Annotated in this window: 25 protein-coding genes; 12 read left to right on the top strand and 13 right to left on the bottom strand. The window is 64.2% G+C overall.

Annotated features, from left to right (window positions below; all coding sequences use genetic code 11):
• The first annotated feature begins 1 nt into the window (after position 1).
• The 9 genes from N6L27_RS17780 to N6L27_RS23305 all read left to right on the top strand — a co-directional run bounded on the left by N6L27_RS17780 (position 2) and on the right by N6L27_RS23305 (position 6427).
• On the top strand, positions 2 to 838 hold the full coding sequence (locus tag N6L27_RS17780) for an ABC transporter substrate-binding protein (RefSeq protein ID WP_271908688.1): 837 nt from the start codon (positions 2 to 4) through the stop codon (positions 836 to 838).
• Positions 835 to 1818, top strand: coding sequence for a FecCD family ABC transporter permease (locus N6L27_RS17775; RefSeq protein WP_271908687.1), 984 nt, complete (start codon positions 835 to 837; stop codon positions 1816 to 1818). The genes N6L27_RS17780 and N6L27_RS17775 overlap by 4 nt, the downstream gene beginning before the upstream one ends.
• On the top strand, positions 1815 to 2570 hold the full coding sequence (locus N6L27_RS17770; protein WP_271908686.1) for an ABC transporter ATP-binding protein: 756 nt from the start codon (positions 1815 to 1817) through the stop codon (positions 2568 to 2570). The genes N6L27_RS17775 and N6L27_RS17770 overlap by 4 nt, the downstream gene beginning before the upstream one ends.
• Positions 2570 to 3226, top strand: coding sequence for an adenosylcobinamide amidohydrolase (locus N6L27_RS17765; protein WP_271908685.1), 657 nt, complete (start codon positions 2570 to 2572; stop codon positions 3224 to 3226). Before N6L27_RS17770 ends, N6L27_RS17765 begins: the two co-directional genes overlap by 1 nt.
• Positions 3219 to 4220 (top strand): DUF6925 family protein, encoded by a 1002-nt coding sequence (locus tag N6L27_RS17760; protein ID WP_271908684.1) that lies wholly within the window; start codon positions 3219 to 3221, stop codon positions 4218 to 4220. Before N6L27_RS17765 ends, N6L27_RS17760 begins: the two co-directional genes overlap by 8 nt.
• An 11-nt stretch (positions 4221 to 4231) precedes the next feature.
• Positions 4232 to 4873 carry a MotA/TolQ/ExbB proton channel family protein gene (locus N6L27_RS17755; protein ID WP_222505944.1) on the top strand — a complete coding sequence of 214 codons (642 nt, stop codon included), beginning with the start codon at positions 4232 to 4234 and terminating at the stop codon, positions 4871 to 4873.
• Positions 4870 to 5250 carry an ExbD/TolR family protein gene (locus N6L27_RS17750; protein WP_271908683.1) on the top strand — a complete coding sequence of 127 codons (381 nt, stop codon included), beginning with the start codon at positions 4870 to 4872 and terminating at the stop codon, positions 5248 to 5250. Before N6L27_RS17755 ends, N6L27_RS17750 begins: the two co-directional genes overlap by 4 nt.
• Before the next feature lie 5 nt (positions 5251 to 5255).
• Positions 5256 to 5639, top strand: coding sequence for a biopolymer transporter ExbD (locus N6L27_RS17745; protein ID WP_222505942.1), 384 nt, complete (start codon positions 5256 to 5258; stop codon positions 5637 to 5639).
• 422 nt (positions 5640 to 6061) lie between these two features.
• A complete protein-coding gene (locus N6L27_RS23305) occupies positions 6062 to 6427 on the top strand; it encodes a TonB family protein (RefSeq protein ID WP_158525098.1) in 366 nt (121 codons plus the stop codon).
• An 872-nt stretch (positions 6428 to 7299) separates the two neighbouring features.
• On the opposite strand, the gene N6L27_RS17740 is transcribed toward N6L27_RS23305, so the two are convergent.
• The 5 genes from N6L27_RS17740 to N6L27_RS17720 all read right to left on the bottom strand — a co-directional run bounded on the left by N6L27_RS17740 (position 7300) and on the right by N6L27_RS17720 (position 11290).
• Positions 7300 to 8247: a DMT family transporter gene (locus tag N6L27_RS17740; protein ID WP_271908682.1), complete on the bottom strand. Its 948-nt coding sequence runs from the start codon at positions 8245 to 8247 to the stop codon at positions 7300 to 7302.
• Between the two features lie 232 nt (positions 8248 to 8479).
• Positions 8480 to 9475 carry an endonuclease/exonuclease/phosphatase family protein gene (locus tag N6L27_RS17735; protein ID WP_271908681.1) on the bottom strand — a complete coding sequence of 332 codons (996 nt, stop codon included), beginning with the start codon at positions 9473 to 9475 and terminating at the stop codon, positions 8480 to 8482.
• Positions 9456 to 10154: a molecular chaperone DjiA gene (locus N6L27_RS17730; RefSeq protein WP_271908680.1), complete on the bottom strand. Its 699-nt coding sequence runs from the start codon at positions 10152 to 10154 to the stop codon at positions 9456 to 9458. Before N6L27_RS17730 ends, N6L27_RS17735 begins: the two co-directional genes overlap by 20 nt.
• Positions 10155 to 10163: 9 nt before the next feature.
• Positions 10164 to 10685: a GNAT family N-acetyltransferase gene (locus tag N6L27_RS17725; protein ID WP_271908679.1), complete on the bottom strand. Its 522-nt coding sequence runs from the start codon at positions 10683 to 10685 to the stop codon at positions 10164 to 10166.
• On the bottom strand, positions 10682 to 11290 hold the full coding sequence (locus N6L27_RS17720; protein WP_271908678.1) for a VOC family protein: 609 nt from the start codon (positions 11288 to 11290) through the stop codon (positions 10682 to 10684). The genes N6L27_RS17725 and N6L27_RS17720 overlap by 4 nt, the downstream gene beginning before the upstream one ends.
• A 129-nt stretch (positions 11291 to 11419) precedes the next feature.
• Here N6L27_RS17720 and N6L27_RS17715 point away from each other — a divergent pair, with 129 nt between their 5' ends.
• On the top strand, positions 11420 to 12382 hold the full coding sequence (locus tag N6L27_RS17715) for a hypothetical protein (RefSeq protein WP_271908677.1): 963 nt from the start codon (positions 11420 to 11422) through the stop codon (positions 12380 to 12382).
• An 88-nt stretch (positions 12383 to 12470) separates the two neighbouring features.
• Here N6L27_RS17715 and scpA read toward each other — a convergent pair whose 3' ends face one another.
• Both scpA and N6L27_RS17705 read right to left on the bottom strand, forming a co-directional pair.
• Positions 12471 to 14600: a methylmalonyl-CoA mutase gene (gene scpA, locus N6L27_RS17710; protein WP_271908676.1), complete on the bottom strand. Its 2130-nt coding sequence runs from the start codon at positions 14598 to 14600 to the stop codon at positions 12471 to 12473.
• Positions 14566 to 15498 (bottom strand): hypothetical protein, encoded by a 933-nt coding sequence (locus N6L27_RS17705; RefSeq protein WP_271908675.1) that lies wholly within the window; start codon positions 15496 to 15498, stop codon positions 14566 to 14568. The genes scpA and N6L27_RS17705 overlap by 35 nt, the downstream gene beginning before the upstream one ends.
• A 177-nt stretch (positions 15499 to 15675) precedes the next feature.
• Between N6L27_RS17705 and N6L27_RS17700 the strand changes: the two genes are divergently transcribed.
• Positions 15676 to 16110 (top strand): DUF4174 domain-containing protein, encoded by a 435-nt coding sequence (locus tag N6L27_RS17700; RefSeq protein ID WP_271908673.1) that lies wholly within the window; start codon positions 15676 to 15678, stop codon positions 16108 to 16110.
• A 19-nt stretch (positions 16111 to 16129) separates the two neighbouring features.
• Here the strand turns inward: N6L27_RS17700 and N6L27_RS17695 are convergent, their stop codons facing one another.
• The 3 genes from N6L27_RS17695 to N6L27_RS17685 all read right to left on the bottom strand — a co-directional run bounded on the left by N6L27_RS17695 (position 16130) and on the right by N6L27_RS17685 (position 19158).
• Positions 16130 to 16633, bottom strand: coding sequence for a hypothetical protein (locus tag N6L27_RS17695; protein WP_271908672.1), 504 nt, complete (start codon positions 16631 to 16633; stop codon positions 16130 to 16132).
• Positions 16634 to 16780: 147 nt separating this feature from the next.
• The gene (locus N6L27_RS17690; protein ID WP_271908670.1) at positions 16781 to 18826 is read right to left on the bottom strand and encodes an acetyl-CoA carboxylase biotin carboxylase subunit; all 2046 of its coding nucleotides are present in this window, start codon (positions 18824 to 18826) and stop codon (positions 16781 to 16783) included.
• 128 nt (positions 18827 to 18954) lie between these two features.
• Positions 18955 to 19158: a hypothetical protein gene (locus N6L27_RS17685; RefSeq protein ID WP_039186172.1), complete on the bottom strand. Its 204-nt coding sequence runs from the start codon at positions 19156 to 19158 to the stop codon at positions 18955 to 18957.
• Positions 19159 to 19835: 677 nt separating this feature from the next.
• Between N6L27_RS17685 and N6L27_RS17680 the strand changes: the two genes are divergently transcribed.
• Positions 19836 to 20978: a DcaP family trimeric outer membrane transporter gene (locus N6L27_RS17680; protein WP_271908669.1), complete on the top strand. Its 1143-nt coding sequence runs from the start codon at positions 19836 to 19838 to the stop codon at positions 20976 to 20978.
• A gap of 83 nt (positions 20979 to 21061) precedes the next feature.
• Here the strand turns inward: N6L27_RS17680 and N6L27_RS17675 are convergent, their stop codons facing one another.
• The 3 genes from N6L27_RS17675 to N6L27_RS17665 form a co-directional block, all read right to left on the bottom strand.
• A complete protein-coding gene (locus tag N6L27_RS17675) occupies positions 21062 to 21406 on the bottom strand; it encodes a hypothetical protein (protein ID WP_271908667.1) in 345 nt (114 codons plus the stop codon).
• A 69-nt stretch (positions 21407 to 21475) separates the two neighbouring features.
• Positions 21476 to 21616, bottom strand: a complete 141-nt coding sequence (locus N6L27_RS17670; RefSeq protein ID WP_222502801.1) for a hypothetical protein — start codon at positions 21614 to 21616, stop codon at positions 21476 to 21478.
• Between the two features lie 214 nt (positions 21617 to 21830).
• Positions 21831 to 22214 (bottom strand): DUF6497 family protein, encoded by a 384-nt coding sequence (locus N6L27_RS17665; protein ID WP_334312507.1) that lies wholly within the window; start codon positions 22212 to 22214, stop codon positions 21831 to 21833.
• Positions 22215 to 22267: the final 53 nt, after the last annotated feature.

The following is a 22267-nucleotide window of genomic DNA, read 5'->3' as shown; positions in this document are numbered from 1 at the left end:
CATGCGCAGGCTGCCCGGCATAGTCCTGGCCCTTTTGTGGGCCGCCACCGGCGCCTTTGCCGGGCCGTCGCGCGTGGTGTCGATGAACCTTTGCACCGACCAGCTGGCGATGCTTCTTGCGGCGCCCGGGCAGCTGGCCTCGGTTTCTTATATCGCGCGGGATACACGCGCCTCGGCCATGGCGGAAAACGCCCTGGCCTATCCAATCAACCACGGGCTGGCCGAAGAAATTTATTTGCTGCAGCCTGACCTGGTGATTGCCGGCGCCTATTCGACACCGGCTACCACGGATATGCTGCGCCGTCTTGGCGTGCCGGTGGTGGTGTTCCAGCCCGCCAGCTCGCTGCAGGACGTGCGCGCGCGTATCCTGCAGATGGGTCAGGCTCTAGATCGAGAAGAGGCGGCCCGCGCACTGCTGGCAGGCTACGACCAGCGGCTGGCAAAGCTGGAGCAAGCCGGGCCGGAGGCACCACGCGCCGCGCTCTATGCTGCCAACGGCTTCACTTCCGGCAGTATGACCCTCGCGGGCCGGATCCTGCGCGCGGCGGGGCTGCGCAATATCGCGGATGAGCTGGGCTATGCGCACTCCGGTCATATGCCGCTGGAACTGCTGGCATTGTCGGCGCCCGAAATGCTGATCGGCACGTCGCCCTATCCGCGCGCCTCGCGCAGCGAGGACAATCTGGCGCATCCGGTGGTGCGGCAGCTGGCCGCCCGCAGCGGCGCCGGGCAGATACGCGATGCGGATTGGGTCTGCGGCACCCCGCATGTGCTGCGCGCGGTGGAAACCCTGGCCGCAGAGCGCCGGCTGTTTGCGGATAAGGAGAGCCGGGAATGACCCGTCTGATGCTGTCGCTGGCCGCAGCGGTGCTGGCGCTGTTCCTGCTGTCGCTCACCGTGGGGCCGGCTGATGTGGGCGCTGGCGAAAGCCTGGCCGCTCTGTTTGATGAGGGTTACGGGCCGCTCACCCTGGTGATGCGCGAAATCCGGCTGCCGCGGGCGCTGCTGGCGGTGATTATCGGCGGCGGGCTGGGGCTGGCGGGTGCCGCGATGCAAGGCTATCTGCGCAACCCGCTGGCTGAGCCCGGGCTGATCGGTGTGTCCTCCTCGGCGGCGCTGGGGGCGGTGCTGGCGATCAACACCGGGCTGGCGGCCAGCCTTACCCTGGGCCTGCCGCTGGCCGCTCTGGCCGGTGCTCTGGCGGGTGTCTTTCTGGTGATGGCGCTGGCAGGGCCGCAGGGCGGCTCGCTGACGCTGATCCTGGCGGGGATTGCGATCTCAGCGATGGCGGCGGCGCTCACGTCGCTGGTGCTGAACCTGTCGCCCAACCCCTTTGCCGCCAATGAGATCGTGTTCTGGATGATGGGCTCGCTGGCGGACCGTTCGATGCTGCATGTCTGGCTGGTACTGCCCTTTGCGCTGTCGGGGGGCGCAATCCTGCTGACGCTGGCGCGCGGTCTGGATGCGCTGACCCTGGGCGAGGATGCGGCGCAGACCATGGGGTTGAACCTGAACCGGCTGCGGCTGCTGCTGGTGGCCGGAACTGCCGCCATTGTCGGCGGCGCAACCGCGGTGGCCGGCGCCATCGGCTTCATTGGGCTGGTGGTGCCGCATATCCTGCGTCCGCTGGTTGGCGGCCAGCCGTCGCGGCTGTTGTGGGCCTCGGCACTTGGCGGCGCCATCATGCTGCAACTGGCTGACATTGCGGTGCGGATCATCCTGCCGTCGCGGGACCTCAAGCTGGGAGTGGTCACCGCCCTGGTCGGCGCGCCGCTGTTCCTGCACCTGATCTATAAGACGCGGAAGGGGCTGGCATGAGCGTGCTTTCGGTCCGGAACCTTTCCGTCACCTTGCGGAACCGCCCGGTACTCCGCGATGTGTCCTTTGAAATCCAAACAGGTGAATTCGTCGGCCTGCTGGGGCCGAACGGCGCTGGCAAAAGCAGCCTGATGCGTTCCGCCCTGGGGCTGATTCCGGCGCAGGGGCACAGCTCGCTGGCGGAGATGAGCGCCACGGAGCGCGCCCGCGCGGTGGCCTGGATGCCGCAATCTCGCGAAATTGCCTGGCCGGTCCCGGTGGAGCGGCTGGTAGCGCTTGGCCGCCTGCCGCATCTGCCTCAGGGGCTGCGGCTGCCGCCAGGCGATCAGGCGCTGGTCGACCAGTCGATTGAGCGCATGGGGCTCGGTCCGTTCCGCCAGCGCGCTGCGTCGCGCCTGTCGGGCGGCGAGCAGGCCCGCGCGCTGATTGCCCGCGCGCTGGCGCAGGACACGCCGCTGCTGATGGCCGATGAACCCGCCGCCGGGCTGGACCCGGCGCATCAGATCTCCACCATGGAGGTCTTTGCCAGCCTCTCGGCCGAAGGCCGCGCCGCGCTGGTCTCTCTGCATGATCTGGGGCTGGCGGCGCGCCATTGCACAAGGCTGATCCTGCTGGCCGAAGGCAGCATCCTCGCCGACGGGCCGCCCGCCGAAGTGCTGACTCCGGACCTGATGGCCCGCGCCTTTGGCATCTCGGTCTGGCATGAGATAACGGCGCAAGGGCCGGTGTTCCAGCCGCTGGAGGTTCTGTGATGGGCACGGTCACCCTGGAACGCCCCTGGATCGAGTTTGACCTCGGCGCAGAGATGCAAGTGCTGAGCTGGGCGGTGAACCGCCCCGGCCTTGTTACCGCCCGCCGCATCCTGTGGCGCGAGGTCAGGAACCGCGATCTGCCGCGGGAACTGGATGTGACCGAATGGTTTGCCGGTGAACTGGCACTGAGGGGCTGCGAGGATGCCGTGGCCTTCCTGACCTCGCGGGATGTGCGCCGCTATTGCGAGGCCTCAGCCGCTGTAGAAGGCATCAGCGCTCAGGCGGTGGCCACTGTCGGCCTGTCCAATGCCGAAAGGGCCGGCAGCCGGATGGATTACGCCAGCCGCAACTGGGGCACCATCAATGTCGCCCTGCGCCTCTCCGAAGGACTGACCCAGGCCGGACTGATCGAGGCGATGAGCATAGCGGTCCAGGCCCGCACCGCCGCAGTGATGGAGGCGGGCATCGCCCTGCCAGGCGGCATCGCGACCGGTACCGGAACCGACTGTGTTGCGGTGGCGGCACCGGCTGGTGCAACTTCCTATGCCGGGCTGCATACCGCTACCGGCGAAGCCATAGGCAAAGCCGTTTACCAGGCTGTCCATCTGGGCGCCCTGGAATGGAAATCAACCAACAGGAGGGCAGCACATGCCTGAGCTTCACCAAGTGCTGAAAGATGCGCTGATGCAAGAAGATTGCGGCTGGAACATGGGGTCTTTTGGCGCCATTGCCGAGTTCCATCATGTCTATGGCGACCCGGCCCCGCAGGAGCATGCCGGGCTTATGCAGGTAACCCCCCGCGGCGGCGTGCGCATCGACAACTTGGAGGGCGTGCGCCCGGTCGCCTATGAGACGCTCAGTCCAAAGCCGCACCGCTGGACGCAAGCCGTGTCGCTGTGCTTGCCGCATGACGCCGCCGCGATGAACCAGCGCGTTGCGCTGACCGCGCTTGGCCCCGACGAAGATGCGCTGCGCGACGAAGACCGCGGCACCCAGCTGTTCGACATGGGGCTGGGCCAGTATCAGGCGGATTTCTGCATCCGCACCGCCGACCCTGAGCTGCTGGAGGTTCTGAACGAAAACGCCGGCCGCTCGCTGTTTGAGCACGGCAACCCAGCGATGGGGGCAATCCTGAAGCACCATCCGCACCGGGTGCTGCCGACCCGCCTTGGCCGGGTCGAAGTTTATCAAATGATCGGCGGTCCCGACACCGGCGGCAAGTCTCCCGAAGGCCCGCACACCCATGTGCTGCCCAAACTGCTGCGTGCCGAGCGCACCCATTCCGCCAACACGCCCATCCCCGAAGGCTGGGTGCCCTGCTGCGGCGTCCATCCTGAGAACCCGGTGATAGGCCGCCTGGGCGAGGACAAGGTCTTCAACCGCGCCGCCTTTGACGCGTTCCAGAAACTGCTGAGCACTTGGGGCGCCGAAGCATACTGCCAGGGCAAGCAGGCGGTCTGGGAGCTGCTGGAGACGGAAATTCCGGCTGAGGATGCCGTAGAGCCCGACACCCGCGAAGGCCGGGCCGGCTGGCGCAATGGCATCCGGCAATGGCGGGTGCTGCATGGTCCGAACCGGCTGACCGAGGCTTACGCCGAACGCTTTGACCGCGGCACTGAGCAAACTGATCCGGAAAACCCGGGCCACTGACGGAGGCTGCGATGTCCCTAGCCCCTCTCCTCGATTTCATGGCCCGCGGCGGCCCCGCCCTGTGGGTGATCGCGGCGCTGTCGGTACTGACCCTGGCGCTGTTCTTCTGGCGGGTGATCGGGCTTGCGCAGGCGGGTGCCTGGCGCAAACCGCAGGCTGACGCCTGGCTCGGTCAATGGCGTGCGGGGGGCACCCCGCCCAACAGCGCAGGCCGCACGCCGCTGGACCGGGTGACGCAGTCCGCGATGCGGGCGCTTCTGACACCTGAGTTCAGCCCAGACACCGCGGAAAAAGAGACCACCCGCATTGCCAAGGCAGAGCTGGCGGGCCTCCGCCGCGGCCTGCGCCCGCTGGAGCTGATTGCCGCCGTAGCGCCTCTGGTCGGGCTCCTTGGCACCGTGCTGGGGATGATCGGCGCGTTCCAGGCCCTGCAGGAAAGCGGCAGCGGCGCTGACCCTTCGGTGCTGGCCGGCGGCATCTGGGAGGCGCTGCTGACCACGGCGGCGGGCATGGCGGTGGCAATCCCGGCCTCGGCTCTTGCCTCCTGGATAGAGGGGCTGGCTGAGCGTGAGCAAGCCGCAATGGAGGACGCCGCGACCCGTGTGTTCTCCGCGGCAGCCGCCCGCCCGGCACTGCGGCACGCCGCAGAATGACACTTGCCTTTGGAACACCGCGCGCGAAAAAGCGCCTCAGCCTCGCGCCGATGATCGACGTGGTGTTTCTTCTGCTGGTGTTCTTCATGCTCGCCTCGCAATTCGGCCGCGACCGGGTGGTGCCATTGGCCATGGACGGCGCGGGCAGCGCCTATCAGGGGCCGCCACGTCTGGTTCAGGTGACCGCCGAAGGGTTGCGGCTGAACGGGGTTCCAGCGGAGGAAGAAGCCCTCGCGGAGCGGTTGACCGCGCTGACCCGCAAGAAATCGGATGCGATCATCCTGCAACCGGACACCAAGGCTTCGCTGCAGCAGCTGATGGATGCGGCAGGTCTGCTGTCCGGAGCCGGCTTCACCGGCCTGGTGGTGATGGAGTGAGCGGCATGAATTTCTCAACACCCAAGAAGCGGCAAGCAGGCGAGCCAATCCTGCCGATGATCAATGTGGTGTTCCTGCTGCTGATCTTCTTCCTTCTGTCCTCACAAATCGCGCCACGCGCGCCCTTTGCGGTGACCCCGCCGGAGCTGGAAAGTGGTGAACCTCCGACGCCGGAGGCGGTGCTGTTCATGGCCGCAGACGGCCAGCTGCATTTCTCCGGAGCTGAAGGTGGGGACGCCCTGGCCGCTGTTGCGGCGCAGGCAGCAGAACTTGAGGTCCTCACACTGCGCGCCGATGCCGGGGTGCCTGCCCGCGAGGTTGCGGCGCTGATCTCCCGGCTGCGCGACGCAGGCATCAAGGCTGTCAGCCTGACAGGTACAGGCTCTTGACCCGGCGCGCCTTGTTCCCCGCCTGCCTTGCCGCCGCCGCTGTGCTGCACGCCTTGCCATTTCTGACAATGCGCGAGGGCGGCACAAGGGCAGCCGGCTTCGGCAGCAGCGGCAGCGGGCAAGTGACACTGGCGGCCGCCTCTGAGGCGCTGACGCAGCAGGTCTCTGACTGGAACCGTCCGCCGGAGGTCCACACGCCAGCTCCTGCCAAGGCCCCAGCCGACCCACCGCAGCAGCCTGTGCAGGCTGCCGCTCCGGCTGCGCCTTATGCCCCGCACGCTCCGGCAGCTGTCAGTTCGCCTGTGCTTGCCGCTGCACCCGCCGCGGACACAGCACCTGCGCGGCAAGTATCACCGCCGCCTCCACCACCTCCGCCCGCTGCAGCGGCACCCGCCCCATCCCCCGCACCTTCAACGGAAAGTATGCAAGAGCAAGCTGCCGGCAGCAGCCGCCAACAGGCCAAGGGCGACGGCGGCGCAGATGCGGCCACCACCGGAGATACAAAGCGCACTGCCAGTCTCAAGAACCGCTGGGGTGCAGCAATCATCTCGCGGATCGAGCGGCAGAAACGCCCGCCCCGCGGTGGCGGGGAGGGGACAGTACGGCTACACCTAACGGTCTCAACCCAGGGGCGTTTGATGACCGTTTCTATTACCCGAAGCTCCGGCAACGCAAAGGTAGATCAAGCGGCAGTAGCCGCGGTAAAAAGAGCCCGTGTGCCGCGTGCTCCCAAAGCCCTGGCGCCCGGCAGCTACAGCTTCACATTCCGCACGACATTTACCGGCTGATTGCAGCTTTCTCCGGCCCTCTTCACATTGTGGAACACATCTAAGGTGTAAGTAAGTGCCAGCTTGTTGACACACTTAGATGTTTCAACCGCAAAAGCATTAGGTATGTCTGCGAAGGGTATAGAAAGAGACAAGCTTTATACTGTCCCAAAAACTGTCATCCCAGCCCGCTGGCAATTTTCAAAGGATCGATGTTTCGTTTTCAATAGATCGACAGACCTCCAATTTGAACGTCCGATTTAATGGCGCAAAGTTTGTGGCTGGTTGGCTGCAGCGAATTTTTTCTTTCCGCCCAGCGAGCATGAACGACCCCGGTGATCTGCTATTAGGACGAAGGTTCGCAATACGGCGGCCTGCAGCCATTGTCCCCGGCGACCGGAGCGACGGCTTTGTCCCGCGACATGTGAATTGCCGCCACGATCTTTGCTGCGCTTTGCATCAACGGCCGTTTTTCCCGCCGCACAGCGGCACAGGGATTTGCGCTGCCGCAGCAATTTTCGCGCTGCGTGCGCTCGCAGCACAAAATAGAAATGACCGTCTTGGGCTCAACGCAGAGATGTCACCAACCAGAGGCGGCTGCCCACAACCGACGCAGAGCGCCGTTAGACGCCGTGCGGCGTTCGAGCGGGATGGGACTTAAGAGCGGAAACATTGCGCAGGAGCCTGCCTTTGCAAGCTTTGCGCAGCTTTCTAGAAACGGGCACTGAAGCTGATTGCAGCCACCAGCGAGTCTGAACCAGTTTTCAACCGTTGAGACACCCTCGGGAAAGCTCAGGCATTAAAAAAGAGCCCGACGCAAGGCCGGGCTAAGCCGTGGCGGAGGATCTCGCCACTCAGGAAGGGTAAGCTGTGCCACTTAACATAAGGCGCCTCTATTCAGCTTGCTGCGGTTTTCGCCGGAAAATGCGGGAGAACAATCGTCCGTCTGTGACAGCAAAACCCAAAGCAATAATGCCAAACCCTATCCAGGCTTCCGGCTCCATCCGCTCACTGAGGAACATCACACCAAGCCCGATAGCAAAGGGCGGGATCAACAGAGTGACCAAAAGCAGATTGGCAGCCCCTGCCCGCGCCAGAATTGCAAAATAAAGGACGTACGCCAGTGCAGTTGAGAGAGCAGCCATGCCCAGAAGAGCCCCCCAAATGCTTAGGGACAGGGCAATATTCGGGGGGCCATCAACGGCGAAGACAACTGGGATCATGAGAGCCGTGCTGCCAGCCAGCATGCCAAACGCGTTAACCAGCGGGGGCTGGCCGGACAGCGCTGTTCTTCCCCAAACTCCCGCAAAAGCATAAGACAGAGTGGCACCAAGGATTGCGAGTTGCGCCAGATTTCCGGGATTGAATTCAGTCACCGCACTTGGCCCCATTATGAATGCCACCCCTGCGATACCCAGTGTGGCCCCCGCAATCTTCTTCGGCGTCAGAGGTTCGTCCTTGAGCAACAGCCCTGCGACAACTGCGGCGAACATTGCCGTCGTTGCATTCAAAATTGATGCCAGCCCGCTGTCGATCTGCGTCTGCCCCCAAAAGATCAGCGAAAAAGGAATAGCATTGTTGAGAGCCCCCATGACGAGGTAAGCGCCCCAAACCTTTGGTGACAAGGGAATACGCAATCCTTTGAAGCGAACGATGATGGCAAGGAGCGGAACAGCCCAGAACACCCTGTGAAGGGTGATTGTGAACGGTGGAACTTCTGACAACGCAACTTCGCCAAAAAAGAACGACCCACCCCATACTGCGGCAAGCAGCAGCAGCATGGCCGCGGCCTTCAAATCCATTGATGTCATCGGTGGCTGGTTCATGTCTTGCGTTTCCATCGGAAGGTTTCCTGAATGCCAAATTAGCTTTCAACGCGAAGCGAAAACGACCCGTTTCTTGCGCATTGGCTGTCCGGTTTCGGTATTGCTGCCATACGGTCTGATGACCGCTTCGGGCAGTGTTCGATCTGCTGCGGCAGCAAAGTGAAGGGCCCGAGCAACGGCGGCAGTGGGCTCACAATTGCCATTTCCTCCTTAGCAGCAGCTTTGCGACCAGGGCAGCCCCTTCCCCTCACCCGACCTCAATATCCAGCGTCACTGGAAAATGGTCGGAGGCATCCAAGAGCGCCTGGCGTATCTCCTCATCCGCGTAGCACTCCGCGTCTTCGAACGGGTGCCAGATGCGCCACTGGGGGCGCAGGCCCATCAGGCTTTGCGAGATCATCACGTAGTCCAGCAGCGCCCGGGTGAAGCGTTTGGTTTCCGCATTGTAGAACCGCGAAGTGCTGGGCGGGATCGCAGGGCGCGGCTGCAGCAGGCTCTGGGCGTGGGGATCGTGCAGCAGAGCGCCCATCACAATCTCGACCGAGGACTGGCCGAACAGCTGTTCATACTGGTCGAGGCCGGGGCCGTCGTTGAGGTCGCCCAGCACCACCACATGCTCATCTGCGGCCACATGCTCCTCGACACGGCGGTGCAGCCAGATTGCCTGCGCCAGCTGCTTGCGGCGGTTGGCGATGGCGGCGGCGGTGATCTCAGCCTCGGTTCTGGCCCCATGCGGCGCCTTGGATTTCAGATGCGCGCCGATCAGCCGCAAGGCGGTGCCGCCCTTGGTGGTGACGGCCAGTTCCAGCGGCGGTTTGGAGAACTCGACCTGATCCAGCCGCTCATCCACATCGAGGTCGATCTCGAACACCCCGTCAAACCGTGGCGCGGCAGGGCTGGAGCGGGCATCATGGCGGGCGTCCAGCACATCCGGATCATAGAGCAGCGCGATTTCCTGATGGGTATCGTTCGGAAAGCCGCTGACGGCCTCGCGCGCCCTGAGGCCCGCCTCTGCCGCAAAGGCCTCAAGCGCCCGGGTGGTGCGCTGCGTGCGGCCCGTATTCGGCGCCTCGACCACCATGATGGCATCGGCATCAATGCGCTGCAGCACATGGGCAATGGCGCGCCCCTGGGTGTAGCGGTCGACGCCGTGCACGCCCGAGGGCTTGGCGTCCAGCATCAGCCTGTCGTTCTTGTCGAACAGATAGGCGAACCATTCGATGTTATACGTGGCGATCCGCATTGCCGCCGCATCCGCTGATTTCATCCCAGGCTCGGTTGATGTCGATCATCCGCTTCTCCGCCAGCCGCACCGCTTCTTCCGGCACCCCGCGGGCGATCATCGCATCCGGGTGCGTGTCGCGCACCAGCTTGCGCCAGTGCTTGCGGATCTCGTCACGGGTCATCTCAGGGGAAACGCCCAGCACCGTATAGGGATCCTTGGGCGCATCCGGCACGAAACGCGCGCGCAAGGCTAGAAACTGCTGCGGGGTCTGGCCGAAGATGCGGCTCACCTCCTCCAGGAACTCGTTTTCGCCGGGGTGATAGAAGCCGTCCGCCATGGCGATGTGAAACAGCCCCTCCATCAGGTCGCAGAGCGTGGTGGGATCATTTGCAAACATGCTGTGGATGCGGCGGGCGTATTCCTGGTAGCCCGCGACGTCGGTGCGCGCCATGTTGAACACCCGCGCGGCGCCGGCCTCGTCATCGCGGGCGATCTGGAACACCTCGCGGAAGGCGGTGACCTCATCCCGTGTGACCTGGCCGTCGGCCTTGGCCATCTTGGCGCCAAGAGCAATAACGGCGATGGCAAAGGCCACGGTGCGTTCGGGCGGCGCACGCAGCTTGTCAAAGACGTCGGTGAGGCTTTCACCTGCGGCAAGCGCGGCCAGCGCGTCGGATATGCGGGTCCAGAGTGACATGCGGCGAGCCTATCCGGGTTTCGCGGCACTGTCAGGGGCGGGAATACCCGGCGTCAGGATTTTCTGCATGAAAACAGTGTCGAGCCAGAGACCGTTCTTGCAGCCAAGCTCCGGCATCCGGGCGGTTTCCACGTAGCCGAGGGCGGCGTGAAAGGCGATGGCGCCCGGGTTGGCGCTGCTGACGCTGGCGATCAGCACGTGGATCTGCGATTCCTTGGCCTTGCTCTCCAGTGCCTGCATCAGGCGGCGGCCGGCGCCCTGCCCCTGTGCTGCGGGCAGCAGGTGGATGGTGTGCTCAGCCGTGAAGCGGTAGCCGGGGCCGGCGCGGAACGGGAAGAAATGAGCATGGCCGAGGATTTCCCCGTCCTGCTCCGCCACCAGATAGGCGCCGTTGCTTGCGGTGATCTGCTGGCGCACCTGTTCCGGGGTCTTCTCGATGGTGTTGAAGGTCGCCAGTGTGTCGCGGATCACCCAGTTGGCGATGGCGCAAACGGCTTCGGCGTCGGCCTCGGTTGCGGAGCGGATGATCACCGCAGCACCCTCGCCCCGTGCGGCGTGTCGAATTCCGCCATCATTGCGGGGGCGCCCTGCTCCACTGCGATGCGCGGGTCCGCGATGATCCTGTCCAGTGCCTGCTGCAAAGCCGAAGCCTCGGGGTGGCTGAGGATCAGGCGGGTCAGGCGGCAGCCCGATTGCGGCAGTTTCGCTGCAGGCGGCTCCCCTTGCCATTGCAGGGCGGCGGGGAAGAGGTTGTCGAACGGCAGCAGCCCGTCGGCAGGCACCGTCATCAGCCACTGGAGATCGCCGCGCTGCATCGCCACATGGCGCTGCGCATGGGGCGGCAGCAGAGGCTTCTCAGCCTCAAGGCTTTCGCTACGCAGGATCCAGTTGTTAAGCCTTGCGGGGCCTTCAAACCGGTCGAGATTGAACCAGCGCGGCTTCTCCTGCGGCTGGACGTCCGGGTCGACGGCGATGGCTTCAAGGTACAGCCCGTCCTCCAGCCCGATCAGCCGGTTATGGGTGCCATAGCGGGCATGCTTTCCGCCGGAACCGAGCGAGATGCCAAGGGCCTCTTCAGTATGGGCAACGGCCTCTGCCAGCGGTTCGCCTGCCACGGCCAGATGATCGAGTATCATTCGCGCCTCCCCTTTTGCGGGCTGAGACTAGCGGCGCTGCGGCAGGGTGCAAGGCAGGAATTGCTACTGTAAAGGCGTGCCGGAAATCAGGATTAGCCCCACTTGAGTTTTGGAGCTCTCCCTATAATTGTGGCAGATACCAACCCGACCTTTTCCGTTTCTTTCAAGCTTCTGCCCTCAATGACCTCATTCGATTTCAGAAATTACCAAGCCCTGTCGGACCTTCATCAGGTGCACAAGTTCCTCGGGCCGGCATCGATCTACCCGATCACCCAGAACAACAACGCTCTTTTCAAAGAGCTTACGCTGTTTCTGAAGGACCCGTCGCAATATTCCGGCATGTGTTTTTCACAGGCCATGAATGACGCGCTCTGGCTGGCTGCGGTGTCGCCCGAAACCAACCCTGACGCCGTCCTGACAGCCGCGTCTGTCCTGATCATGGCTTCGCTTTCAAACAAGGATTCCGCACAGGATCTGAGCTGGCTTTGGGAGGAGTACAAGGACATCTACCGAGCCGCAACGCCGCCGGTCCGGGCCGCGTTGATGAACGGGTTTAAGCGGTTGCGGCACTCACGCCTTCTGCCGGATGACTGCAAACCCTCAGAGGAAGACTTGCTGACCCGAGCGCTCTCTGACGTGGAAGAAATACTGATCCCCATCGCCCGGAGCATGACGTCGGCTGAGATCGAAAGCGTCGCCGCCGCAGATTATGGAATGGACCTTGAAAAGCACATGGGCGCGCTGACCGATCTGTTGGACAGCCCGACATTGGCTTATCCGCCGGGCGAACGCTGGTTCCCCGCGGAGGTCGTAGAACTGACGTCTCATGTTCAGGGGCGGACCGGCTGGCTTCCCTGTTCCGCAATTATGCTGCTGGATGCCGTCCGGACCTTGGACAATCGGTCAAATGCCGAGTTCAGATTTGAAAGTCAGTGGCGGGACTACCGCCGACTTCCGGCGCGAGAGCGGGCAGCCTTTCACGCCGCGCTCAGGTATCTGTATGAAAGTGACGCGTTCAATCCGCAGTTCCCAAACTATCACTGCTTCGATACCGACAATGATGTCAGTCTTTGCTGGAACGAGTGGCCTTAACCGCCATAGCAGACTGGGCGTCCGCTTCTTTCTGGTCCGAAATACCCCCGGGGGGGGACCGGGGGCAGGCAGCCCCCCCCTGCTCTGTTCAGCTGCGCGCTTCGCGGATCAGGCGCAGGATGTCCTGGGCGGCCTCGGGGATGTTGGTGCCGGGGCCGAAGATTGCCTTGACGCCCTTGGAGTACAGGAACTCGTAATCCTGCTGCGGGATCACGCCGCCGCAGATCACGATGATGTCGCCGGCACCCTCCGCCTTCAGCGCCTCGACCAGCTGCGGCGCCAGCGTCTTGTGGCCCGCCGCCTGGGACGAGATGCCGATCACGTGGACGTCGTTGTCGATGGCGTCCTGGGCGGCCTCGGCCGGGGTCTGGAACAGCGGGCCCACGTCAACGTCAAACCCGATGTCGGCAAAGGCGGTGGCAATCACCTTGGCGCCGCGGTCGTGGCCGTCCTGGCCCATCTTGACCACCAGAAGACGCGGGCGGCGGCCCTCTTCCTCGGCGAAGTCCTCGATCGACTTCTGGATCGCGGCAAAGCCCTCGTCGCCCTCGTATGCGGCGCCATAGACGCCGGCCAGGGTTTTGACTTCCGCGCGGTGGCGGCCGAATTCCTTTTCCATTGCCATGGAGATCTCTCCGACTGAGGCCCGCGCGCGGGCGGCTTCGACTGCGGCTTCCAACAGGTTGCCCTCGCCTGATGCGGCGCGGCGGGTCAGTTCATCGAGGGCGGCCTGGCAGGCGGCCTCGTCGCGGGTCTCGCGCATCTTTTGCAGGCGGGCGATCTGGGCGTCGCGCACCGCGTGGTTGTCGACATCCAGGATGTCGATCGGGTCTTCCTTGTCCTTGCGGTACTTGTTAACGCCGACGACCACTTCCTCGCCGCGGTCGATCATCGCCTGGCGGCGGGCTGCCGACTCTTCGATGCGCAGCTTGGGCATGCCGCTCTCGACGGCCTTGGTCATGCCGCCCATCTCCTCGACCTCTTCCATCAGCGCCCAGGCCTTGTCGACCAGCTCAGCCGTCAGGCTTTCGATGTAGTAGGAGCCGGCCAGCGGGTCGACGACGTTGGTGACGCCGGTTTCCTCCTGCAGCACCAGCTGGGTGTTGCGGGCAATGCGGGCGGAGAAATCGGTGGGCAGCGCGATGGCTTCATCCAGCGCGTTGGTGTGCAAGCTTTGGGTGCCGCCGAGGACTGCCGACATCGCCTCATAGGCGGTGCGGATCACGTTGTTATAGGGGTCCTGCTCCTGCAGTGACACGCCGGAGGTCTGGCAGTGGGTGCGCAGCATCTTGGAGCGTTCGGACTTGGCGCCGAATTCGGTCATCACCCGGTGCCACAAGGTGCGGGCGGCGCGCAGCTTGGCGATTTCCATGAAGAAGTTCATGCCGATCGCAAAGAAGAACGACAGGCGCCCTGCGAACTTGTCCACGTCCATGCCCGCGTCCAGCGCGGCCCGCACGTATTCGCGCCCGTCGGCGATGGTGTAGGCCAGCTCCTGCACCAGGTTCGCGCCGGCCTCCTGCATGTGGTAACCGGAGATCGAAATGGAGTTGAACTTGGGCATCTCGTTCGAGGTGTACTCAATAATGTCCGAGATGATCCGCATCGAGGGTTTCGGCGGATAGATATAGGTGTTGCGGACCATGAACTCCTTGAGGATGTCGTTCTGGATGGTGCCCGCAAGCAGGGATCTGTCGTGGCCCTGCTCCTCGCCCGCAACAATGAAGGACGCCAGCACGGGGATCACTGCGCCGTTCATGGTCATCGAGACCGAGACCTTGTCGAGCGGGATACCGTCGAACAGGATCTTCATGTCCTCAACTGAATCGATGGCAACGCCCGCCTTGCCGACATCACCGACCACACGGGGGTGGTCGCTGTCATAGCCGCGGTGGGTGGCGAGGTCGAAGGCGACCGAGACGCCCTGCTGGCCCGCGGCCAGATTGCGGCGGTAGAAGGCGTTGGATTCTTCCGCCGTGGAGAAGCCCGCATACTGGCGGATGGTCCAGGGGCGGCCTGCGTACATGGTGGCCTTCACCCCGCGGGTGAAGGGGCCGAAACCGGGGAGCGTGCCCATGTGGGGCAGATCCCTGGTGTCGTCTTCGGTATAGAGCGGCTTGACCTCGATGCCTTCCAGCGTCTGCCAGTTGAGGTCGTCGACCGCCCGTCCGCGCAGCTCTTTCTCAGCCAGAGCCCGCCATTCGTCTTTGTTTGTCATCAGGTCTTCCTCTTGTCAGTGCGATACGGGGCGGGTTCGTGCCCGCCGCCTGTTTATCCGGGTCTTTTGCCAGCTCCGCGAGGCCGTCCGCCCCGCCCGCTAGCCACATCATGTCGTCGGCATAGGCCTCGCGCAGGGCAGCGGTCTGGGCGTCGCTGAAGGGGCGCCAGCGGCCTGTCCCTTCGGGCAGGTCGGCTGCCACTGCCGGCGGCAGGCTGGCGCGCAGGTCCTGCAGGCACAGCGAGGCGTTGAGGCGCACCCGCGCATGGGCGCGCGGTGCCTTGATGCCGGTGAGGGCTGTCAGCGCCGCCTCAGGCCGGGTGCCGAAGGTTTCAAACGGCAGCACATGCAGGTTCACGCCGGGCATGGCCGCAGCAATGTCGGTGATCACGTCGCGCCAGCTGCGCGCGGAATACGCCAGCCGGTCGAGGCTGTCGGCGGTCGGCATCTTGTGCCCGCGCGCCACCGCAAAGGCGAGGCCGGAGGTCCAGTAACTGTCGAGGCTGCGGATCGAGAGCGCCACATCGGTCACTGCGCCGCTGAAGGCCTGCGCGTAACGCGCCATCCGTTCGCCGACGCCGCCGTAAAGGTCGCCAAGCCGCAGATTCTGGCGCACCGCGCCGATCATGTTTTCCTCGCTCACCAGCAGCTGTGTGATGCCGCGTTCGCGGCAGCCCGCCAGGCGGATCTGCAGCCTGCCTTGCGCACGCTGCACCAGATCGCGGCCCGTCACCTGCGCCGGGCCCGGCTGGATGCCATGAAACAGCCCCTTGCGCGTGCGGTACGGCCCCCAGAAGCCGATGCCCTGCCGGTTCAGGCCGAGCACGTTCTGGCGCATGTATTCCTGGAACGATGTGGTGGCGCAGCGGTGGGCGCCGGTGTGCAGGATGACTTTCATAGCGTTACGGGGCCTCTGATGGAGGGCCGCAGGCCGCAGCCCGGTCAAGGGGAATGGCACGATCATGGCCGGCAACCCCTCATTATCCCGTTAACGAAGATGTTTTTTGTCCAAGTGGCGGTTTTCACAGTCGCATTTGCCGCCGGCGCACATATATTCAACACAACAGGAGAGATCATGAGAGCAATCCTAAGCGTTGTTTTGGCAGGCTTCCTGCCGCTGGCGGCTGCGGCGGCAGATGGAACTGCGGCCGATTTGATCAAGCCCGGGTATGATGTGGAACTGGAGGAATTCCAGTGGACGCACCGCCCAGTGGTTGTGTTTGCCGACAGTCCCGAGGACCCGCGGTTCCATGAACAGATGGAACGGCTGATGGAGGGCATCGAAGCACTGAAGACGCGCGATGTCGTGGTGCTGACCGATACCGATCCGGCTGCCAAGTCCGCCCTGCGCAAGAAGCTGCGGCCGCGCGGCTTCATGCTGGTTCTGGTGGGCAAGGACGGCGGCGTCAAGCTGCGCAAGCCGCACCCCTGGACGGTGCGCGAGCTGTCCCGCACCATCGACAAGTTCCCTGAGCGTTTGCGCGAAGTGGAAGAGCGGCGCGGCGGGTGAACCCGCCCGGCGCCGCGTGTCAGCCGTTGCCGCGGACGTAGATCAGCGCCATCGCCTGCTTGTCCAGCACCACCATCGCGCCGGTTTCCGGCACGAACACCAGGCTGGAGCCCGGATTGCGGATTGCCTGGTAATAGACGGATTTGACCAGATCGGTCATGCAGCCGACCCCCGCCAGCCCGGAATTCAGCACCCCCAGCCCCTGCGGCAGGTCGCGGGACATGATTTCCTCTGTCACCGTATTGGGGGATTTTCCGGCCACGGCAAACATCACCGGCTTGCCGGTCTCCAGCATTTTCATGCCGGTGTTGAGCGAGCGGGCGCGGTCCACCAGCGAGGTGATGCGCGGATTTTCCGCGGTGTGAAACACCGCTGCGGTGCAGCTCATCGAGCTTTGGAAAAAGAACGTCTCCCCCAGCTCCACCCAGGCAGAGAGCTGGGCGCGCAAGGCCTCTTCCTTGTCCAGCGCGCAGGCGGACAGCACGGCCAAAGCGGTCAATAGACAGGTCAGGAGACGGATCATGCGGCACCTTGGGATCGTCAAACGCCCGCAATGTCGCATAAAAACCTGAAGATTTGGTGCACGGCACCAGCAAATGCGGGGCAGGCACAACTGCAGGGGCGGGAAAACCCGCCTGCCCGGCTGTATATGTGCCTGCCCCGAGGTGCATTATTCGAATTCCATGATCACATCGTCGACCGCCAGGCTGTCGCCCGCCGCCGCATTGATCTTGGACACCACGCCTTTCCGCTCCGCGCGCAGGATGTTTTCCATCTTCATCGCCTCGACGGTGCAAAGTGCCTGGCCCTCCTGGACCTCCTGCCCCACTTCGACGTCGACCTTCACAATCAGGCCGGGCATCGGGCACAGCAGCATCTTGGAGGTATCGGGCGCGACCTTCTCCGGCATCAGCTCGGCCAGCTCAGCCTGGCGCGGAGTGCGCACCTTGACGGCCAGATCGGCGCCGCGGGAACGGACGCGGAAGCCCTGGGTCACCTTGCCGACCTTCAGCACCAGGGTTTCGCCGTCCACATTCAGCGTGGCCAGCTGGTCGCCCGGGGTCCAGTCAGAGGTCACACGGTAGCTGCCGCCGCCCTCGAAATTGACGGTGGCGCCCTCGCGGTCGGCGTCAATCACCACGTTGAAGGACTGGCCCTGCAGGGCGACAACCCAATCGGTGCCAACCTTGCGCTCGTGGTTGTCCATCCGGCCGGAGACGCGGGTGCGGCGGATTTCGGCAACCCGGTGCATCGCGGCGCAGGCGGCGGCGATCTTGCGCAAATCGTCGCTGTGCAGCTCAACACCCTCGAAACCGTCGGGATACTGTTCCTCGATGAAGGCGGTGGTCATGGAGCCTTCGATAAAGATCGGGTGGTCCATCACTGCCGACAGGAACGGCAGGTTGTGGCCGATGCCCTCCACCTCGAAGCTGTCGAGCGCGGTGCGCATGGCGCCGATGGCGTCCTCGCGGGTCGGTGCCCAGGTGCAGAGCTTGGCGATCATCGGGTCGTAATACATCGAGATCTCGCCGCCCTCATAGACGCCGGTGTCGTTGCGCACGGCGGTCTCGCCCGCAGGCGCATCACCCTGCCACTTGCCGTTGATCAGCATCGGGCCTGCGGCGGTTTCCGCCGGCGGGCGGTAGCGGGTCAGGCGGCCGATGGAGGGCAGAAAGCCGCGATACGGATCTTCGGCGTAAAGGCGGTTTTCGATCGCCCAGCCAGTCAGCTTGACGTCTTCCTGGCGCATCGGCAGTTCTGCGCCGTCGGCGACACGGATCATCTGCTCCACCAGGTCCACGCCGGTGATCAGCTCGGTGACCGGGTGCTCCACCTGCAGGCGGGTGTTCATTTCCAGGAAGTAGAAGTTCTTGTCGCCATCAACGATGAATTCCACGGTGCCTGCCGAGGAGTAGCCCACGGCCTTGGCCAGAGCCACCGCCTGTTCGCCCATCGCCTTGCGGGTCTCCTCGTCAAGGAACGGCGACGGGGCTTCTTCGACGACTTTCTGGTTGCGGCGCTGGATCGAGCATTCGCGCTCGCCCAGGTAGATGCCGTTGCCGTGCTTGTCGCAGAGCACCTGGATTTCGATGTGGCGCGGCTGGGTGACGAATTTCTCGATGAAGATCCGGTCGTCGCCAAAGGAGTTCGCGGCCTCGTTCTTGGAAGACTGGAAGCCTTCGCAGGCCTCTTCGTCGTTCCAGGCAATCCGCATCCCCTTGCCGCCGCCGCCGGCGGAAGCCTTGATCATCACCGGATAGCCGATCTCGTTGGAGATCTTCACCGCCTCGTCAGCGTCGGCAATCAGGCCCATGTAGCCGGGCACAGTGGAAACGCCTGCTTCCTGAGCAATCTTCTTGGAGGTGATCTTGTCCCCCATCGCCTCAATCGCGCCTTTCGGGGGGCCGACAAAGGCAACGCCCTCGGCCTCAAGCGCCTCGGCGAACTTGGAGTTCTCGGACAGGAAGCCATAGCCCGGATGCACGGCCTGGGCGCCGGTCTGGCGGATCGCCTCCATCACCTTGTCGATGACGATATAGGACTGGTTGGCGGGCGGCGGGCCGATGTGGACGGCCTCGTCGGCCATTTGCACATGCAGGGCCTGCTTGTCGGCGTCGGAGTAGATGGCGACGGTCTTGATACCCATCTTGCGCGCGGTTTTGATCACACGGCAGGCGATCTCGCCCCGGTTGGCGATCAGGATCTTATCAAACATAGGCAGTCCCTTGTTCCTTGGTCTTCCGGAATGCAAAACGCCGCGCCCGGGGAGAGCCCGGACGCGGCGTTTGCGCGATGTCAGAAGCGGCCCGCGACGGGCTGCTGTTCAGAGCGGCGGCAGGTGCGTCAGCACTTGCGCGGGTTTTGCTCGCAGTAGATGAGGTTTGCGGCCACGCCGACAGCGGCGCCGGTGACCAGGTTGGCATCCAGCACGGCTGCGCCAAGCGCACCTGCGCCGCCGCCGTAGATGATGCGTTCGCCGGTGGTGTCGCCACAGGCCGCCACGAGGCCGCAGAGCGAGAGCGCCGCGATGAGAGATTTTGCCCGCATGTCCAGGTTCCTTCTTCCGGGGACGTTACTGTCCCGGCCGAATTTGCAGGCTGCAGGGAACGGTGCAACGCTGCGGACACAAACTGCGGATGTTGAGCGGAGGCTTGCCGCACCGGGGGGGAGATACGGCAAGCTTCCGCCAATGCCTGAAGGGGATAAAAGACGGGCAGGCCGCGGATGGGGGCGCGTACCTGCCCGTTCAGGCGAAGGGGCCGGAACAGATGCTCGGCACAGCAGCGTGGCTGCGCTGCTTGACTTACGATGCACCGGCGGGCGGCGGCTGTAAGCCCCTGAACCAAGGGCTCCCGGTTTTTGGCAGATTCCTGCTGAAACACGCAAAGCATGTGCAGTTTCACGCCGAAATTGCCGGGCTGAGCAGGGCGTCCGGCGCGATTGCGCGTCAGCGGCGTCACATCGCTGTGACAAGACTGGCGCCAGACAGCCCCGGCCGCAGTGCTGCCGGTTGCAGCGCGTGAGCGGAAAGGCAGGCCGCCGCGGGAAAAAACCGGCAGCGCCAACAGCTTGCACTGACGGGTCACAGCGGCGGGACTGCGCCGCGAGGATCTGTCACGTTTTCGGGCGCGAATCCTCACAGCGGCTCGCCTCAACGTCATTTCCCCCCTCGTTTTTCTCGTGGAAGCGTGGCCGCACGTCACTGAAGGAGGAGGGATAACCCCATGAAACAGGTGCTTAAGGGACGCTTTGTCCTGGCTGCTGCTGCACTTGCCGGCAGCGCTGGTCTGGCGCAGGCGGACACCACGTCCGAACTGCAGGATCTGCGCGCGCGGATCGAGGCCCTGGAGGCCGAAAACCAGCAGGCAGCCAGCATCCCCGGCGATTTCCGGCTGGGCAATACGGCGGTCGATATTTACGGCTATGCCAAGGCCGATTTCTATTACGACTTTGACTTCATCCAAGGCGACACGGCCTTCGTCAACAATATCGGCGAGCCGGTCAACGCCACCGACGGCGACTTCGGCGCCACGGTGCGCCAGTCGCGTCTGGGTATCCGCACGACCACCGAAAGCGATATCGGAACCCTGCAGGGGCAGCTGGAATTCGACCTGTTTGCCTCGGGCGGCCGGTCCGAACTGCGGCTGCGCCATGCCAACATCCAGGTCGGCGATCACTGGACCTTCGGGCAGACCTGGACCAACTTCATGCCGCTGGGGCAGTACCCCACCAGCGTGGAGTTCAACGGGCCGGTCGGCATTGCCTTTGCCCGGGTGCCGCAGATCCGCTACAGCAACAGCTTTGGCGAGGGCTTCGACTACAGCCTGTCGCTGGAGGAAAACAGCTCCGCGTCCAGCGATCCGGTGTTCACCGCAGCTGCGCAGTACAGCAATGACCGGTTCACGGCACGGATTGCCGGCCTGACCGGCACCATCGAAAGCGGCGGCGTTGAAGTGGACCAGACCGGTGTCACCCTGTCGGGCTCTATCACCCCGTGGGACGGCGGGCTGTTCCAGGCCACCTATGTGAACGGTGAAGCCCTTGGCCCGCTGCTGATCGGCGTTGGCGATGCCATTGTCGGCGGCCAGGCAAACGACGTCGAGGGCTACACCCTCGAGTTCCGCCAGGACATCGGCAACAAATGGAACGTCGGTATCGGCTACGGGCGCGAGGATTACGATCTGGCGACCTCGACCGGCAGCCTGTCGTTCACTGAGCTGGAGACCATTCACGTGAATGCGTTCTACAGCCCCACCGACAATCTGACGCTCAGCGCCGAGTACATCTTCGGCGAACGCAATGACGCGGCTTCCGGCAATACGTTCGACGGTGACCGTGTCCAGCTGGCAGTGCAGCTGAACTTCTGAGACGCGGCGCCCCGGACGCTGCAGCAGGCATCGCGGAGCAATCCGCGGTGCCTTTGCCATCATATGCGTCCGGGGCCGCGCCATCAGTCAAACGCCTCCGGGAAGGACGCGCGCGCAACCGCCTCGTTGATGACCAGCAGCGCCTCATAGCTTTCGGGATCAAAGGGATCTTCGGCCGGGATCACCTCGCGGCCGAACAGCCAGCTGAGACGGCCAGCATCAAGGTTGCCGCGCTCAAACGGCTGATCGCCGAAATGTTCCCACAGCGCCTGCATGAACGTTTGATCGACACGCCTGTCGACGTTCTTGCGGTCGCGGAAGCGCTCGCGCCGGGTCAGCGGCGTGACCCCTTTGGGGTTGGGGCGGCGGATGGTGAATTGAAAATCTGTGCCGGGCATACGGCCCGGAAACCCGCGGTGTTTCAGCATTTGGGTGCCTCCGGTCCGGCACCCCACGGGGCGGCGGGGGCCGGCCGCAGGGCCGGACCCCTGAAGTGATTAGTTGTACTTGCCGGTGAAAACCGGTTCTTCGCTGACCGGCTGCGGCTCGACAACGACGAACTCTTCTTCCTGCTGGGCGCAGGCAGTGACGGCGGCCAGCAGGCCTGCCAGGGCGATAAGCTTGATGCTCTTGGACATTTCTGTCTCCTGATAAATTTTGAGAAACCTGCGGCGGCGCTGCCGTCCGCGTGCCTCAACCTCAATGCAAAGGCAGCCGCGCGGCTGCCCGCGGCGAGGATACCCGGCTTTGCAGGCAAGTCACATGCAAATCGCGGCAATTGACCGGGCTGTGGCTGCAAAGCCGCAAGATTCCGCCGGTTTAGCCCATGGCCCGCAAGATATTGTGGAAACATCAGAAAGCCTCCCACATGCAGGCTGCGCCTTCGGGGCGGTAGGCCTCAAAAAACTGCGTCGCCTCAGGGTCCTGGGCGCCAAAGGGCACCATCCGGTCGGAAAGCGAGATCACCACCCGCGCCGCGGACAGGCCGTGCTCGGCCAGATAGGGCAGCGCGATGCTGCCGCAGAGATGGTCCATGTCGGGGGCCGCTGCTTCATAGCTGACGGTGCCGGTGCCGCGGGCGATCTGCGGCGCCAGGAAGCGGAACCGCGCCCAGGTTTCGCCGGGCTGGCCGGGGGCATCGTCCAGCAGCACCTCCGACAGCGTCACCGGCTGGCCCGAGGGAACAAGCACGGCATCCGCCGCGGCGGCGGTTAAAGTCCAGAAAACAAGAGGGATCGCCGCCAGATATCCGCAGCCCCGGCCCCCGGTTGCCCGGGCTCCTCCGGCCG

The organism is Leisingera sp. SS27 (assembly GCF_028368855.1).
GTDB lineage: Bacteria > Pseudomonadota > Alphaproteobacteria > Rhodobacterales > Rhodobacteraceae > Leisingera.
This window is presented reverse-complemented; position numbering and strand designations above follow the sequence as displayed.